This is a genomic window from Anatilimnocola aquadivae (assembly GCF_049819085.1).
In the GTDB taxonomy this organism is placed as follows: domain Bacteria; phylum Planctomycetota; class Planctomycetia; order Pirellulales; family Pirellulaceae; genus Anatilimnocola.
On record NZ_CP187419.1, the window covers coordinates 3810212 to 3827194 of the forward strand.

General features: G+C 57.7%; 13 protein-coding genes. 5 read left to right on the forward strand and 8 right to left on the reverse strand.

Going from position 1 to position 16983, the window contains the following annotated elements:
- Window positions 1-638: 638 nt before the first annotated feature.
- The 4 genes from NA78x_RS15305 to NA78x_RS15320 all read left to right on the forward strand — a co-directional run bounded on the left by NA78x_RS15305 (window position 639) and on the right by NA78x_RS15320 (window position 4486).
- Window positions 639-863 (forward strand): FmdB family zinc ribbon protein, encoded by a 225-nt coding sequence (locus tag NA78x_RS15305; protein WP_425619321.1) that lies wholly within the window; start codon window positions 639-641, stop codon window positions 861-863.
- A gap of 16 nt (window positions 864-879) precedes the next feature.
- Window positions 880-1389, forward strand: a complete 510-nt coding sequence (locus tag NA78x_RS15310) for an NYN domain-containing protein (protein ID WP_425619322.1) — start codon at window positions 880-882, stop codon at window positions 1387-1389.
- A gap of 86 nt (window positions 1390-1475) precedes the next feature.
- Window positions 1476-3503: an NAD(+) synthase gene (nadE, locus tag NA78x_RS15315; protein ID WP_425619323.1), complete on the forward strand. Its 2028-nt coding sequence runs from the start codon at window positions 1476-1478 to the stop codon at window positions 3501-3503.
- Window positions 3504-3718: 215 nt separating this feature from the next.
- Window positions 3719-4486, forward strand: a complete 768-nt coding sequence (locus tag NA78x_RS15320; RefSeq protein WP_425619324.1) for a hypothetical protein — start codon at window positions 3719-3721, stop codon at window positions 4484-4486.
- Window positions 4487-4507: 21 nt separating this feature from the next.
- Here NA78x_RS15320 and NA78x_RS15325 read toward each other — a convergent pair whose 3' ends face one another.
- From NA78x_RS15325 to NA78x_RS15355, 7 genes are all read right to left on the reverse strand, one after another.
- Window positions 4508-6877, reverse strand: coding sequence for a TonB-dependent receptor (locus NA78x_RS15325; RefSeq protein WP_425619325.1), 2370 nt, complete (start codon window positions 6875-6877; stop codon window positions 4508-4510).
- A gap of 331 nt (window positions 6878-7208) precedes the next feature.
- Window positions 7209-7772 carry an HAD family hydrolase gene (locus tag NA78x_RS15330; RefSeq protein ID WP_425619326.1) on the reverse strand — a complete coding sequence of 188 codons (564 nt, stop codon included), beginning with the start codon at window positions 7770-7772 and terminating at the stop codon, window positions 7209-7211.
- A gap of 74 nt (window positions 7773-7846) precedes the next feature.
- Entirely contained in the window at window positions 7847-9976 is a 2130-nt protein-coding gene (locus tag NA78x_RS15335) for an ISNCY family transposase (protein ID WP_425619327.1), read from the reverse strand.
- 101 nt (window positions 9977-10077) lie between these two features.
- Window positions 10078-10209: a hypothetical protein gene (locus NA78x_RS15340; protein ID WP_425619328.1), complete on the reverse strand. Its 132-nt coding sequence runs from the start codon at window positions 10207-10209 to the stop codon at window positions 10078-10080.
- Window positions 10206-12191, reverse strand: a complete 1986-nt coding sequence (locus NA78x_RS15345) for a tetratricopeptide repeat protein (protein WP_425619329.1) — start codon at window positions 12189-12191, stop codon at window positions 10206-10208. The genes NA78x_RS15340 and NA78x_RS15345 overlap by 4 nt, the downstream gene beginning before the upstream one ends.
- Window positions 12188-13048, reverse strand: coding sequence for a 3-deoxy-8-phosphooctulonate synthase (kdsA, locus tag NA78x_RS15350; RefSeq protein ID WP_425619330.1), 861 nt, complete (start codon window positions 13046-13048; stop codon window positions 12188-12190). The genes NA78x_RS15345 and kdsA overlap by 4 nt, the downstream gene beginning before the upstream one ends.
- A 64-nt stretch (window positions 13049-13112) precedes the next feature.
- Entirely contained in the window at window positions 13113-14042 is a 930-nt protein-coding gene (locus NA78x_RS15355) for a diacylglycerol/lipid kinase family protein (RefSeq protein ID WP_425619331.1), read from the reverse strand.
- Between the two features lie 810 nt (window positions 14043-14852).
- Between NA78x_RS15355 and NA78x_RS15360 the strand changes: the two genes are divergently transcribed.
- Entirely contained in the window at window positions 14853-15404 is a 552-nt protein-coding gene (locus NA78x_RS15360) for a hypothetical protein (RefSeq protein ID WP_425619332.1), read from the forward strand.
- Window positions 15405-15414: 10 nt separating this feature from the next.
- On the opposite strand, the gene NA78x_RS15365 is transcribed toward NA78x_RS15360, so the two are convergent.
- Window positions 15415-16968 carry a sugar ABC transporter ATP-binding protein gene (locus NA78x_RS15365; RefSeq protein WP_425619333.1) on the reverse strand — a complete coding sequence of 518 codons (1554 nt, stop codon included), beginning with the start codon at window positions 16966-16968 and terminating at the stop codon, window positions 15415-15417.
- Window positions 16969-16983 lie beyond the last annotated feature (15 nt).

Here is a 16983-nt window from a genome sequence, read left to right on the forward strand (position 1 = left end):
CGCTCAAAAAGGCAATTTGAAAGCCACCTTGGCAGGCATTATTTCGGTCCCATAGGCCCTCAGTGTGTGCAACCAGCGGCAGCCATCTTCAGCGCGGAACGAACCTCGTTTGTTACTAGCATCGGTTCCGACGAGTGATGATCGGAAGGTCCTATTCGTTGATAAACCCTTGTCATTTATCGACACCCCACTTTTGCGGTCGCCCCGTTTGAGCCACACCGTGTCTCTCCGAATGGCTGGCCATCTGACAACCGCCTCCGCCACGGTGCTGCGAATCTTCGGCGCGGGCCCGACGATCCCCTCCGCTCCCAAGCCGAAAAAATTGCGTGGGCGCCGGCTCGTGCGCTAGCAATCCACGACCAATCGTGACTTCGCAGCTCTGCTGGTGGCCACTCCCGAAGCCCTGGCAACGCAATCGACGATCCGTTAACTTCCTGCATGGTGGTGTGCTCCTTGGCGGAAAAGGTTCTTTTGCAAAACACTTTCTCGCCAAGCACACCGCCTCTTTCAACCACTCAACGTCCACAACTTTCGGTTGTATCTCTCGTAGAATGCGTACATCAGCGGTACGGCTCTTCGCTTTGCCCCAGCATTGACAGAATGCGGCAAGCGACAGCCAAACCGGAAAGTAGAACCAGATGCCCCTCTTTGACTATCAGTGCCAAAATTGTCAGACCGAAAGTGAATTGCTCATTCGTGGCGATGAGAAGCCCGAGTGCCCGGAGTGTCACAGCCAGAAAATGCAGAAACTGCTGAGTGCTCCCGCGGCCCACATTGCCTCCAGCGGTGGTTTGCCGATGAGCATGGACGGCGGTTGCGGAAAGCCTCAGTGTGGCCAAGGTCGCTGTATGGGCGGCATGTAGGTCAGGAATCTCCCCAATGAAGTTGCTCGTCGATGGCTATAACCTGCTGCATGCCAGCGGTGTCTTCGGCCACCCGAGCGATCCGCCGACCCTCGAAACGGCTCGTCGTGCGCTGCTCGACCTGCTCGCTCAGCAGTTATCAGCCAAGGATCGGGCTCAAACGACCGTCGTCTTCGACGGCAAAGATGCACCGCCGGGACTTCCCGAGCGATCTTCTCACGAGCGTATCACGATTCTCTTCTCGCGACGCAAGACAACCGCCGACGAGTTAATCGCTGACCTGATCGCTGCCGAGAAACAACTGCGGCAGTTGCTTGTCATCTCCAGCGATCATGCCGTCCAACGATCGGCCCGGCAGCGGGGCATTGCCCATCGCGATAGTGAAGAATGGATTCGCGAACTCCGCCAGCGCTCGGCAGCAGCGGCCGTCCAGCCCGAGAATCGCGACCATGCTCAGTCGCCCGAGGAAATCGCCCAGTGGGTGAAAGAGTTCTCGCCGGCGAAGATAATTCGAGGCAAGCCGTGAACCCGTAGACAGTCGCCCGTCACTTGATCTCAGTGTACAATATACAATAACTACTTTCCGCCACTGTTGCATCTCCGGGATCCACCATGAAGCTCGTCCGAGTCGGGGCAGCCATCCTGAATCAAACGCCCCTCGATTGGGATGGGAACAAGCGGCGGATTAGTGGTGCCATCGCCGCAGCGCGTGCCCAGGGAGTTTCGATCCTCTGCCTGCCCGAGTTGTGCATCACCGGCTATGGCTGCGAAGACGCGTTTCATGCGACCGGCACGCAGCAATACGCGTTGCAAGTTTTGGGTGAACTGCTGCCGGAAACTCGCGGCATGATTGTCTCCTTGGGCATCCCACTCCTTTACGGTAGCGGACTCTACAACACCTGCTGCCTGGCCGCTGATGGCAAGTTGCTGGGCTTTGTGGGCAAGCAGAATCTGGCTGGCGAAGGAATTCACTACGAGCCGCGCTGGTTCAAGCCATGGCCAGCCGACAAGCAAGTAACCGCGCACGTGCTGGGGCGCAACATTCCGCTCGGCGATCTGATTTTCGATTGCGGCGGCGTGCGGTTGGGTTTTGAGATTTGCGAAGATGCTTGGGTTGCCGAGCGTCCGGGTGGAAATCTCGCTCAGCGTGGTGTCGACCTAATCCTAAATCCCAGCGCCAGTCATTTTGCCTTCGGAAAGCACGAAGTGCGCAAGCGCTTCGTCACCGAAGGCTCGCGGGCATTCAATGTTGGCTATCTGTATGCGAATCTGCTCGGGAACGAATCGGGGCGGGCCATCTACGATGGCGATGCCATGATCGCGGCTGCCGGCAAGTTGGTTGCCACCGGTCCACGCTTCTCGTACACCGATTGGCAGGTCACTTCCGCAGTCCTCGATGTCGACGCCATTCGTATGAGCCGTGCTCGGCTGGGGAGTTTTCGTCCGGAGATCGTCGATGAAGATCATGGTAGTGTTCGCAACGACTTTTCGTTCCCCTCGCTTGCTCCCGAACGCGCACCGCCGACGGACGTTACCTGGGAAACGTCGATTCGACTCAAGGAAGAAGAGTTCACTCGGGCCGTGGCCCTCGCGCTGTTCGACTATCTGCGCAAGAGCCGGTCGCGTGGATTTGTCGTTTCACTCAGCGGTGGTGCCGATTCCACGGCCGTCTCGCTGCTCGTCGCCTGCGCTGTGAACTTTGCCGTGGCGGAACTGGGCATTGATGGTTTCCTTGCGAAGCTAGACTACATTCCAGAATTGAAGGACGCGGGAGCTGATCCGAAAGAACTGATTCGCCGGCTGCTGACGACCGCGTATCAATCGACTCGCAACAGCGGACCGGTCACCAAGAACGCTGCTCGCACTGTTGCGGAATCATTGGGCGCAGAGTACCTCGAACTCGATGTCGACGCGCTCGTGCAGGGTTACATCAACGTGGTCAGCGGTGAACTTGGCCGTCCCCTGGATTGGAAGACCGACGATGTTGCCTTGCAGAACATTCAAGCTCGCGTTCGTTCTCCGAGCGTGTGGATGCTGGCGAATATCAAAGGGGCGTTGCTCCTTTCCACGAGCAACCGTTCCGAAGCGGCCGTGGGCTATGCCACCATGGATGGCGACACGAGTGGCGGCTTGTCGCCGATTGCTGGCATCGACAAGAACTTCATTCGTCATTGGCTCCGCTGGTTCCAGAAGGAAGGCCCGCTGGGTTACGGCTCGTACACCGGTGGCCCGCTGCCATCGCTTGTGGTTGTAAATGAACAGGCTCCGACGGCCGAGCTACGTCCGGCTGCTTCGAAGCAGACCGACGAAGACGACCTGATGCCCTACGACCTGCTCGATGCCATCGAGCGGGCAGCCATCCGGGACAAAATGTCCCCGATCGATATCTGGCAAGTGATGCAGGTCGAGTTTCCGCAGTACAGCGGCAAGCAGTTGGGACTGTGGGTCGAACGCTTCTTTAAACTCTGGTGCCGGAATCAATGGAAGCGCGAGCGATACGCCCCTTCGTTCCATTTGGACGACGAGAACCTCGATCCAAAGACTTGGTGCCGTTTCCCCATCCTTTCCGGCGGTTACGAGCGAGAATTGGCCGAACTGCGCAAGCTGGTCGAGGGGCATGAGGCAGCCAGTGACTCGTAGCGACCTTTTCACCGCCAATTGAACGCAATGGGCGGTCCGATTAGGCTGAGCCTAGCGAAAAGTCGCGTTTCGATACTCCCTTAGCCGCGTGAACTACCTCCCCAGAGTTGCTCCCAGGCATGATCAAGTTTTTGTGTCCAAACGGTCATCAATTGTCTGCGCCGGAGAACCTGGCAGGCAAAAGCGGTAAATGTCCCAAGTGTGCGACCGCCTTCATGGTCCCCACGCTAGAGGAATTGGCCCAGGCGGAAGCTGAAGCTGCCGAACAAGCGACCGAAGCGCCCGATCACTCGGCCGATGGCGATCGCCCGGGTAGTTCCACGAGCGGACCCAAATCCGGTGTTGGTAAGTCGGGTGTTGGCAAATCGAACATCGAGGGTGGCGATGCCGGCAAGTCGGGTGTTGCCGGCAGTTCGAAGATTGGGATGGGCAGCCAGAAGGGCTCGAGTCCTGCTGCCGGCGTGTTTGTCTTCTTGTGTCCCAATGGTCACAAGCTCAACGGTCCGCCATCGCTCAAAGGCAAGGCCGGTCAGTGTCCGCACTGTGGCGCTCGGTTTGTCATTCCGGAAGACGATGTGCCGGAAGACGAAATTCCCACGGGCGAAGTTGAAGACGAAGAAGTACCAGCAGGTGAACCGGTCGAAGACGAGCAGGCGGCCGAAGACGAAGAAGTCGTTGAGGCTGTCGTCGAAGAAGTCGAGCCCGATCCGGAACCGATACCACCTGGCGTTCATGCGCTCGGATATATCGTGGGGCGACTCTGGGACCACCGTAGCGAGTCGACCGAGCTGGAAATCTTCTTGCAGGAAGGGGAGATCATGTCTCCCGATCACTATGCGGAGATTTTGTCGACCGGCGACTACGGCGTGTTTGCCCACAAAGATGGGGATGACATGTATTCGTTGTCGGTCATCCCCTGGTCGGCCATTCGCCGCGTCGATCTCCGCCGCGTCAGTAAGTTGAGCAACGGCACATTTCGTTAAGCGGGCTTCAGGCCGCTGTGGTTACCAGTTCACTTCTACGCCCGTGTAGGCATTAAAGCCTGGTGACAGGGCCGCGATGATCGGTCCTGAGTTGAGCGACGTGCCGCGGAACCGCAAGTCGAGATGTTCGATGTAGGTACGATCGAACAAGTTGTCGATACCCGCGATGACGTGAATGTTCTGATTGAAGTTGTAGTAGCCCTTGATGTACGAGGTGGCAAAACCGCCCGTGCGGGTTTCGACAACCTGCGTCAACACAGGGTTGATTGCATCGGCCCGCAAGATTCCCAGGCGGTCTTGTGCAGCCACGAGGCGCCAGCCCCATTCCGTGCCCCAGGTTTCACCCTGGTTGCAATCGGTATAGCGCACACCCAACCGGCTCTCGAGCGGATAGATGCCCGGCAACGGAACTCCCAGCGTTTGATCTTGTCCCTCGACATATTGCAGCGAGGCAAAGTAGCTGAGGCGATCGGTCTGGTTGTAGTCGCCGTACAGTTCGAAACCGTTGAGCGTAGCCAGCGGAGTGTTGGTCGCGAGCAACAGGCGAGCCCCTTCGGGCACCGGTGGATCGAGACCGAACGCGATGTAGGTGTTGTAGTCTTGAATCCAGCTATAGAAGAAGCTGGCTCGGACCTTTCCGTTTTCGAAGTCGCCACGAACCGACGTATCGAACTGAATGGCTCGTTCTTTTCGCAATGATGGCGAACCGATCAAGCGGCTGAAGCCCGTCTGCAGCATGCTGATATAGACACCGTCTGCATAACGATCGGTCAGGTTTGGTGCGCGTTCGGCATAACCAGCACCCACCCGCACGCCCCACTCTTGCGAGAGATCGATGTCTCCCACAATGTAGCCCGCACCGAGCAGATCGTTTTGAATGTAGGCGTTGTCGCCAGTCACTTGTTCGTTGACCGCTGTGAAACCGGCCGGCGGATGAGTGTTCACAAAGTCCACACGAGCACCAGCGGTGGTTCGCATGAACGAGAACCAGGGCAACGAGAGTTCGGTGAACAAGCCAGGATCGGTCATGACCGAGCGCGGTTGCTGGGTCGAGAAAATAGGATCCACCAAAAAGCCGCCTGGATCGTCAATAATGAAATCTTCGCGCGTGCTTTGAGTGATGTACCGGAAATCGGCACCGTAGCGGAACTGTTCGGCCGTGTCATCGCCGTAGGTTTTGACCGTGCGACCACCAAAGTTATTCAGGTTACCCGTCACCGCTGCATTGAAGCCGGCGGGTGTAAACAAATTGGTGGCGTTCACATCGTTGAGAGCGTCCGTAACTCGGCCACGCACACCGGCCTTGCTCGCGTTTTGATTGTCGCCCTGAAAGTTCGTATGGTTGTACCAGACCTGGTTCGTCCACGTGCTGCCATCACATGGATCGGTCGTCGTGGTCACCCAGTTCCAGCTATCGGTATTGAGCTTGTTGATATCGAAGAACTGCAGCGCGTACTCGGTGTCATGCACATCGAGATAGCTGAAGCTGATCTCGGATTTGGTGTTTGGCGAAAGATCGTAGCCGAACTGCATCATCACATTCTGAGCGTGGTAGCTCGAAGGAATCTTCTGGCCATTGCCGGCCATGTAGTCGGCACCGTTACGGGTACCCCAGTGCAGCAAGTAGCCATAGTCGCTGGCACCACCGAAGGCAGTACCACGCATGCCGGTTTGGCCACCGTTGCTGCGCATATCGAAACCGAGCCGGCCGTGTGTCTCGGGGCAGTCGTAGCGGGGCGTGTCGATCATGTCGATATCGAGAAAGCTGAAGCCTGGCCCAAATCGCACGCCGTAAGGACCAGGAATGACGCTCACCGATTGAATGAGCGAAGGATCGATCTTGCTCACCATCGAGTCCAAGTCGAGTCGCACGGGCAAGAAGTTCTGGCCTTCTGCTTGAGCGTAGATTTGTCCGTAACGGTAGGCACGCACGCGCGGATCGTAGGCGACCTGCGAACGGCGCTGGGCACCGACGGTTTGAATGTTTTCCGAGTTCTGAATCAACGAGCCGACGTCCGTCACGACCGAATTCTGGGCTTCGGCCCCGCTGATGGCTTCGCCACCGGGCGCGACAATCTGGTTGATCAGGCTATCGACGGCTTCGCTATTGCCAAAGAGATTTCCAGAGTCGGGTGTCAGCCCGGGATCGAACGGTTGCGTGCTGCTGGGGTCAAAGGGCTGGGTGCTGCTGGGATCGAAAGGCTGGGTCGATTCTTCCTGCAGCATACTGGTGAGGCGAATCGGATCGTTTTGAAACTCCAAGCCGTCGCCTAGCAGGAAAATGGCGCGCGCTTCTTCCGCAGGCTCCGCAGCGCGGGACGCAGGGAGCGACCAACACATGGCGCCGCCCACCAGCATCGCGCTCAAATATCGGCGAATGTCGACCCGCATGAAGTCCCCCAATCCCTTGGTTCAGATCGCCAGAAACTGCTGGCTCAACAGACACTTGCCCAGCCACACTTTCGCGTGGATTGACCGGCTCTGTCGTTGTGCTAGCTCCATTCCCTTGGATCGTTAGGTCCGCGCAGAAGCGATTACCTAGTACGCGCGAACCAACTGCTAGAATCATCGTCGGCTGACGATGGCGGCATTCTTTACAATCCGCCTGCCCCGAATAGGTGTATGCAGGCTAGCATTGCCGGTACATGCAGAAGCGCGGCTGACCAGAAAGGCGTGTGAACATTTCAACACAGAACAGGTGGCGTACCCCACCTGCAGTCAGCTACCGCTGCCAATCGCGGACGTCGATCCATTCCATGCCTGCTCGCTTGGCCGCTTCGATGCCCAAGTCGGCATCTTCATAGACGCGGCAAAACTGCGGCGCAATATTTAACCGCCGGGCAGCTTCCAGAAACACATCGGGATTGGGCTTATGCCGAGTGGTGTCTTCGGCCGTGACGATTGTATCGAACCAATCCGCGCAGCCAATCGCTTCCAGCTGCGCAAGAATGACGGGTCGCACGCCGCCGCTGGCGACGGCCATCTTCAGCTTGCCGCGATGCTCGCGGGCAATTTCCAGAATGTGAGCAATCGGCTTGAGTTCCGGCAGATACTCTAAAAACGCTTGCTCTTTTTGGTCAGCAACCGCGGCCGAATCGAGCGTAATGTGGCACTCGTCTGCAAGCATCTCGATTATCTTCTGGCTCGGCACTCCGCCAAGGGCATAGAAGCGATCTTCAGCAAAGTCGATGCCGTGCAATTGCATCGTGGCTCGCCAGCTACGGTAGTGAATCGGCATCGAATCCGTGAGCGTGCCGTCGCAATCAAAAATCAAAGCTTGAACCATTAGATCTGCAGTCCGTTCTCAAACTCTTTCTGAAAAATGAGAGGTAAAGGGTCTCGCCGTTGCCGATGGTCCTGCTACTTGCTGATTCGCTTCTTCCGCAGGATAAAGACCACGTCCTGCGTTTCGCGATCGATTTCGATGGGCATGTCGATGCGATAGCTGAAGTCGTACGTCTCGGCGATATCGAACAGGCCGACGCTATCGAGCAGTTTTTGAATCTGGTCGCGGGTGTACGTGCGAAACACCAGTTCATCGACGATTTGCCGCCGCTGGGTGGGCGTGTAGATATCGAGCTTCATCCGGCAACGCTCGGTCCGCTTGCGCCGGTCGAGATCCATTGTCGCCAGATGCGTGTTGATGGCCAAATGGCCACGCCGGGCCGACCAGGCTTCTTCGGTCATCGGTTCGCCAGCGGTGGGCGTCAGATGCAAGCCCAGAACATAGATGCCGCCGGGCTTCAGCGCCTCGGCCATGCAGCGGAGATGAGCCTCGGCCTGTTGCTCGCTGAGCAAGTGTCGAAAGCTGTTGATCGTATTAAACGCGGCATCGACTTTTTTCGGCAACTTGAAGTCGCACATATCGCCACAGATCACACTCGCCGGATAGCCGTGCTTCTGCAGTCGCTTGTTGCAAAAATCGACGGCACGCGGGTTGAGATCCAGGCCGAACACATCCAACCCGTGGTCGGCAAATCGATACAACAGCCGGCCGGTGCCGCACGCCGGTTCAAAAACCTTTTGCACCGCAGCGCCACCAAAGCGGTCGAACACCTTGAGTAGAAAGTCGTGTTCCGCCTTCCAGTCCGAGCCAAAGACCAAGTCGTAGTAAGCGGGATAGTCGTACAAATTGCCGGAGACCTGCTCCATAACGGGCTGCAATTCACAAAAAAGGTGTGGCGGCACGGTGCGTTCTTGCGCTGCTCCATTGTAGCAATCATCAGGCCAGCGTAGCAGGCGGTCGCCCTCCTCCTGCGTTACACCACAAATAGAAACGTCCCCTTGGGGGTAAGGCTTTCTAAGGTAACGGTGTGGGGGCGGTTTGCGCGGCCGACTCGCTTCGCTCCGCACCGGGCTCCAGAGCAACTCGCGATCAGCCGCGAACAAGCGCACATGGCCATCCAACTGCTCGCACACCGTCAGCCGAGCCTGCGGTTGCAGACCACTCTTACGGTCCAATTGCAGAAAGCTGTTCTGCCAACGAATCGTCCAATCGTTCTGCACCACACGCTCTTCGTGAACTGCTAACACGCGGCACAGATCTAACTCTTGCGGCACCGCGCGGTGCAAGTCCGCGGGCTTGGTCGGTGCCACTGCGAAGCGCGTGTTGAACGGCAACAGAAACTCAGCTTCCAAGAACTTATTCGCCGACTCGAACTCGCTGATCCCACGCTGCCGCAGCGCCTTCACCAAGCGATCTTGCAACGTCCGATTCACGCGCTCGACCCGTCCCTTGGCCTGCGGACTGTTCGCCAAGATCAACCGCACGTCCAGCGATTGCATGGCCCGACCAAACTGCGTTTGAGGCTCGATTTCCGCGATTATCTCCGCAGCCGTCGGCTCGCGATCGCTCCGGTAGATCGACGCCCGATCCACATACAAGGCCCGCGGCAAGCCACGCTCCTGCGCGTAACGCTGCACCATTTCGAACGCCGCGGCCAACGTCTCCTCCTCGTAGAACCGCGCGCTCACACGGCTCGTCGCATCGTCGATCATCACCATCAACACCGCCCACGCGCGACGACCTTCGAACCAATCGTGATGCGAACCGTCCATCTGCACCAACTCGCCAAACTGCTCCCGCCGAGCTCGCCGCCGACGATGCACTTTCGAACGCCGCTGACGCGACCACAGACCCGCCGCTAACAACCACCGACGCAACGTCTCCACTCCCACCAACAGACCTTCCGTCGCCAAACATTCCGCCGCCAGCGTCGGACCGTAATCGCCGTATCGCTCGCCATACCGAGCCAACAAGCGCGCCCGCAAAGCCGCCTCGCTCTGATGATTCGACGCCCGGCCACGCAGACCGTGAACCAACCCCGCATCACCCTCACGCTGATACCGAGCCCACAACCGCTTCGCTTGCCGATAACTCACGGCCAACAACTCGCTCGCCCGCACCAACGTCAGCTGCTGCTGCTGCTTCACCCGCGAAAAAATCTCCAACCGCCGCCGCTCGCTCTGACTCATCTGAATCGTCTCCATGTTGCCCTCCTTCTGGAGGGCAACATGGGGACATTTCTAATGTGGACGTAAGGGACATTTCTATTGTGGTATGACAGGTTGCTATAGACGCAAGTTTGACGCTAGACGGGCGTGATCTGAAAGAGCAAGTAAACCAAGCCACCGATGACAATTCCGGCCACGGTCACAACCAGCAAAAGACCAGCCCAACTTGCTGGCCCCTCGCCGGAAGAACCGCCGGGAAGTCCCATCATGGTTTAGGTTCCGTAGCAGCAGGCTCGGCGGGCTTATCGCTGTCGGCGTTCTCAGGTTTGGGCTTTGCCTTGAGCCATTCGGCCCGCAATTTGTTTCCGGCCGCTTGAGGTGAGTCATCGGCTAGGTAGAGCTCGCGCGCCTTCTCTGGTTTGCCGAGAGCTTCGTAACTGCGGGCGGTGATGTAACGGGCTCCGGCTTGCCAATCGCTATTGCTCGTTTCATCGCGGGCGATCGGCTCCAGCCATTCGATGGCGTTGTCGTAGTCGCCGGTTTCGAAATACGAGAGGCCGAGCCAATAGGTGGAGTTACTCTTGGCCAGTCGCATTAGCCGACCGATTCGCTTCATCATCAGCGCTCGCTGCTCGGGATCTTCCGGCAGCGGAATCCCTTCGCCATACTTCGCCTTTAGATACTTGGGCGAATATTCGTGTTGGCTGATGTCATACTCCGCCGGTCGGAACGAGAGCATGACCGACCTCGCGCCAGGACGGCCATCGACATCTTCGAAGCGGCCACGTAACAGGTAGTCGCGGCCTTGGTTGAGCGTGACATTCTGGGCCACGCGTTGCTTTTGTTCTTGACCTTCGATCAGAGAGCGGTCGACCTTTTGGGAATCTCCCAGATAAACCATCTCTTCCTTGTTGATCACGATTTCACGTTCTTGCAGTCGCTCAGCCAAGCGAGGATCCTTGGCCACGACTTCCGGCAGGGCCATCGCGTAGAACACAGCTTCGAACGGCACTCGCCACAAACCAACAGTGCTTACGTGTTTGACGCGGCGGAGCTTGGGTTCGAGTTCTCCTGGGCGATAGGAAAGCACGATATCAAGCCGCGGAGTATCGTCCCCTTCCGGTCTCCGCTCGGTGCGAGACTGCGCGCGAGCATGATTAATCGGTCCTTCGAGAATGGCCATTCTTCGCAGTAGCGATTCGTGCTGCGCATCAAGAAGTACTGCGACGTTTTTCAGATCGTCGGTCGTGATGCCATACGCTTCACCTCCGGCCACTTTCAGATTATTACGCAAGCTCTCATCGGCGATGAACTGTGTGAGTGTGGCAATGCCGCGACCGTCGGGACCAGGAATCGGAATGCCCAGCTGAGGATCGAAGAGGTACAAGTCTTCGTCGATCAGCACGGCGGCGGCCCAAGCTTGCGGGCCGGCGAGTTCCGTATCGCGAACCATGCCGAGCATCACCGCAGGAATGCCCGCTTGCCGGCAAAGTTGAATGAAGATTCGCCCTCGTTCCCAAGCATCGCCTCGGCCATAGATCAGCGTTTGTCGTGGCAATTGTTGATAGCCGGGACCCGGTACGCCACGTTGCGGCGGCGGACGGTTATCGCTTTTGACGGCTTCTTCGGCCGTGAGTTGCGGACCTTTCGGCGGCGGCAACAACGGATCGAGCTGAATGTTCCGTACAGTCCAATCAAAAAGCCGTTCTGCTTGGCGCAATTGACGCGCGGCGTCGATCCTGCCGGCCGCATCCATTTCTTTCAGCCAAGGCTCAAGAGCAGCCGGAGCTGGTTCTAGCACCGTGCGCTGAGCGATGTCGTTTTCCCACAGGCATTGCTGCAAGTAGGTGATGTCAGGCAGCGTGAATTCGAGTTGATCGAGCCCCGCAAAAACGGGATGGCGGCGAATGACCTGCGGAGCTTTCTCAAACATCGGATCGACTTGCCACTTGTGGGCGTCAATGTCTTCCTTGGAAATCCATTGGTTCAGGTAGAAGATTGCTCGCGAGGCTGAAGTGTTCGAAGTGCTGCCTCGTTCCATCGCGGCCGGATTGTTCACGTTCCGCAAGGACTCGAATCCCAGCGTTAGCTCGTCGATCGCGCGGGATTTGTCTGCACCCTGTTGATAGACCGGCTTTTCCATGGCCGCGCGAGGCACGCAGCCAACGGTTGAAAAGAACAAGCCTGCGGAAAGCAGAAATCCGATGCTCGAAACGATCGCAATATCTCGCAGAGTGAATTCCCGGTTCATGTGAAGTCCTCCACCGCAGCGCGAACCTTCAAGACGCGATCGAGCATCGCGGCAAAGTCGTCCAAGGGAATCATGTTTGGTCCATCGCTGGGAGATTGATCGGGGTCGGGATGCGTTTCGAAAAAGAGACCATCAACCCCCACGGCTACGGCTGCTCGAGCGAGCGGTTCGACCATCGCGCGATTGCCTCCCGTGGCATGACCGAGGCCACCAGGCTCTTGCACACTGTGTGTGGCATCGAAAATCACCGGTGGACCAAGGCTACGCATCGTGGGGAGCGAGCGCATATCGTTGACAAGTGCGCCATAGCCAAAGAAGGTGCCCCGTTCGCACAGCAGCACATTCTGGCAGCCTGCGCCGTTAAGCTTCGTGACAACGTGCTTCATATCCCAAGGGGCCATGAATTGCCCCTTCTTTACGTTTACCGCTTTGCCCGTTTGAGCCGCGGCGACGAGCAGGTCGGTCTGACGAGCCAGGAACGCGGGAATTTGCAGGACGTCACAAACCTGGGCAACAGGTTCTGCTTGAGAGGATTCGTGAATGTCCGTGGTTACCGGCAAACCAGTTCGTTTTTTTACTTCGGCCAGAACTTCCAGGCCACGTTCCAGTCCAGCGCCGCGAAAAGCACCCCCGCTGGTCCGATTTGCTTTATCGAACGACGCTTTGAAGACAAGATTCACCGCGCGCGAGCTGGCGATCTCTTTCAGTTTATTGGCAATCAGCAGGGTGAGTTCCAGCGACTCAATGACACAGGGACCAGCAATGAGCAGCAGCCGCTGGCCTTTGCCGCACTGGTAAGGTCCAACCTGCGCCGGATTATGGGTGGCCGAAGTTGAAGACGCTGGTTCGGCTGGCACAAAAACACTCCCTGTGATGTCTGGCTGCGATTCGTTCGCAGTGTCGAATTCAAACGGTGATCGATTACGATTCTGCTTGTGCAGTTGATTCTACTGCTTCTTGTTGCTGCGTCACGGCCCGGTGATGGGCGACCAGGACCGTCAAACGGCGAGGTCGAACAATTATCTCCACCGGCAATGTCCCACCGGGATCTCCATCGAGTTGATAGGGTGCCTCTGGTTCAGCGGTGACGACGAGTCGCCTGGTCCGAATGTGCGAATAGTCTTGCATCGACTCGTGCTGCCCGAGCAAAACGCCGCCGAGATACACGAGCCCATTCCACAGCGAACCTTCCCGAAAGGTACACACATCCAGCAGGCCATCGTTCCCTTCCGCACCGGGAGCAATGTTTAGACCACCCGCGTAGCGTGGGATGTTCACGACAAACACCCACCGCGCGGCAACTTCTTCAGTCAGTTCGTCCCCAAGCTGGTCGCTCGGCGCATAACGCACGCGCAGCTCTGGGTATTCGTAGTTACGGATCGAATCGAGAATTGGTTTGATGTACGACCAATGATGAATATTGCCACGCCGGTCACTGTGCAGTCGGCGGACGACTTCAGCATCGAAGCCACAACCGGCCATCAGCGAAAAGAGCTGGCCGTTGGCCTCGCCCATATCGAAGTGTTGCGTGTAGCCATCGGCAATGATCTGCGCGAGAACAGCCGTATCGGCGGAAAGCTCCAGATACTTGGCCAGCAGGTTTTCCGTCCCCAGCGGCAAGATGGCCAGGGGAGCACCCGGCGGAGTGTGATTGGCCAGCAAGGCGATTGTGCCATCGCCTCCGGCGGCCACAACAGCTCGTAGTTCTCCAGTTGTCATCAATTCCGCAGCCCGCTCACGCAGGGAGTTGATGTCCGTAAACGCTTCGGTCGTGAGATCGAACTTGGCAAGCTCGGCGTGGAGTTGATCGACCAGTTCGCCGCGAAAACGAGCGCCAGCGCGCGGATTCACCGAGAACAGAACCCGGCGTCGCGATGCCGCTATTTGCTCAATCACGGACCTGGGACCAACGAGAAACGAAGTTCGGCCAAGGAGAAATTGGTCGGCTGCAGCCAGACATTTGGCTCCTGCAACTTACCCGACTTCGAGGGCAGAAACAGGGGCCCACGGAGACGCGGCAAGCAGATTTTCGCCCGTCAGCAAAGTACCGGCAAGAAGGGCACAAACCAGCTGCTGCGCAAAATTGCACAGGTGTACGTAAAGCGTACTCACCCAAAGTCCCAAGTGTGGCTTTTTTAGACACTCGCCGTCAGCGGAAATTCTGAGAAGTGCTGGCAATTGCCTGCTGTCGAATTCTGGTCAAATGTAAGTCGCTGCCACAAAAGGATTTACAATGCGAACTTTTGCCGTGTTTAGGTTTGGCGCACCGCATGCTTAAGGAATGAAACATCACCGCAGCCTCGCGGTGATGAAAACGGTTTTTTGTGCAAACTGGCCCGTTGGGGGCTCTGACGGTAGTTCGCAAAAGCGGCAGTTAGCCCCTGGTCGCTTTCGCATTCCAATCGTTCATTGGGAACGTCAGAGCCCCCACTTTCTTTTTCACGCCTTCCGGCGCGGCCTGTTGTTTCGCCAAGAACATTATTACTAGCAGACAGTCGGCGTTACCACTTTTCTGACCCGGTTTTCATCTTTTCGCCAACTCACCGCAGCCCAAACTGGCGGCATGCTGATTGCTCATACCTCGGGCAATGAAAAACTTTGGCGGACCTGCCTTTTGGATTGAATATCCAGGCCTGCCGACCTTCTATTGCGAGGAACATCATGGAAGCCCAAGACTCGGTAATTGCCATTTATTCGAACTATGCCAGGGCAGTCGAAGGAATCGAAAAACTGCAGGAAAGTGGCTTCTCGCCGGCGGAGTATTCCCTAGTGGGTGCAAGACCTTCGGACGAAGCCGACGTGCAGGACGCCGCCAAGTCGGGTGATCGTACCGAGACTGATGCGATGACGGGCGCAGGAGCCGGTGGAGCAGTGGGTTTGGTCATTGGCGCGACAGCACTCACGGTGAGTGGTATAGGACCGGTGATCGCAGCGGGCGCACTTGCCACCGGAATTACCGGAGCGATCGTTGGCGGTTTGCTCGGTGCGTTTCAAGGCTGGGGCATTCACGACGACCATCTGAAAAACTACGACGAAATGGTCAAAGCCGGCAAGGCTCTGGTAGTGGTCCGCACTTCGGCTGCCCAAGTGGCCATTGCCTACGGCATGCTCAATACGACCGATGCGGAATCGGTTCGCATGCACGCCGAGATGAGCGACGACTCGCCGGAGATTGACGATCGCCCCTTAAGTAGCCACCTGCCACCGCGCTAGTGGAAGTCGCTCAGACTTTTGCCCGGCCCATGGTCGCTGCTTCCAGAATCTTGTGCTCGGTCGCTTCCGAGCGCAAGAAACTGCCGGTGAGGTTTCCCTCGCTAAGAACCAAAATGCGATCGCAGACGGTCAGTAATTCGGGCATCTCGCTGCTCGTCATAATCACGCCGATGCCGTCGCGGCAGAGCTTATCGATCAAGCGATAAAGTTCCGCCTTGGCACCGACATCCACGCCGCGAGTGGGATCGTCGAGCAACAAGACTTGAGGATTCGTCTGCAGCCAGCGGCCGATGATGCACTTCTGCTGATTGCCGCCGCTCAAGCTGGTGATCGCGGCCGAAAGGCCCGCAGTTTTCACGGCGAGCTTGGACGCGGTTTCGCTGGCCATCGACCATTCGCGCGTACCGTTGATCATCCCCAGCCGACCTGTCTGGTCGAGCGTGCAGATCGAGATGTTCTGCCCCACATTCATGGCGGTGAAAAGTCCCAGCCGTTTGCGATCTTCCGTAACCAGTGCAATTCCTTCACGGCAGGCGTCGACTGGGTGGCGAAGTTTCAATTCGCGGCCCAACAGTTCGATCTTGCCCTGGGGAGGAATCTCCGCAGCACCAAACAGGCACTCCAGCAGTTCGGTTCGCCCAGCACCCATCAGGCCGGCGAAGCCGAGGACTTCTCCACGGCGGAGTTCGAACGAGATATTGTGCAACCGCCACTCGCGCGCATGTCCATGCCAGGGCAACGACAGATTCGTTACCTTCAGCAGCACTTCGGCCGGCTTTCGCTCGGCACCGAAGTCGATGGCCTCGATCTCGCGACCGACCATCAAGTGCGTAATCTGCTGTGCGTTCATATCGGCTTTGTTCAACGTCTTCACCGTGCGGCCGTCACGCAGCACGGTGATGCGATCGGCCAGGTGAAAGACTTCGTCCATCTTGTGCGAGATGTACAGAATCGTCACGCCCCGCTTCCGCAGACGCTCGATCACGCGATACAGCCGGCTCACTTCCGATTCGGTGAGCGCACTCGTCGGCTCATCCATGATCAGAATATCGCTCTGCAGCGAAAGTGCCTTGGCGATCTCGATCAACTGTTGATCACCAACGCGCAGTTCGCCGGCCAGCGTGCGCGGATGAACTTCGCACTCCAGCTCTCGCAGCAGCGATGTTGCGGCCAGTTCCATCGCAGCGTCATCACGCAAGCCGAGCCAGCCGCGGATCTCACGACCGAGAAAGATGTTTGCCGAGGCTGACAGTTGCTCGACCAGGTTCAGTTCCTGATGGATGATGCTCACGCCGGCCGCTTCGGCATCGCGCGTGTTACGAAAGCGGACGGGCTTGCCAGCGAGCAGCAATTCGCCCTCGAAGTCGGCGATGACTCCCGAGAGGATCTTCATCAGCGTACTTTTGCCGGCACCATTCTCGCCGCAGATCGCGTGAAACTCTCCCGGCAGAATCTCCAAGTTCACATGCTCAAGCGCGATGACGCCGGGAAAACGCTTGGTCACATCGCGAATGGCGATGATGGGCTCGTTGCTCCGTTCCTTGGGTGATCCTGCTGCAGTCATGGCCCATCCCTCGAG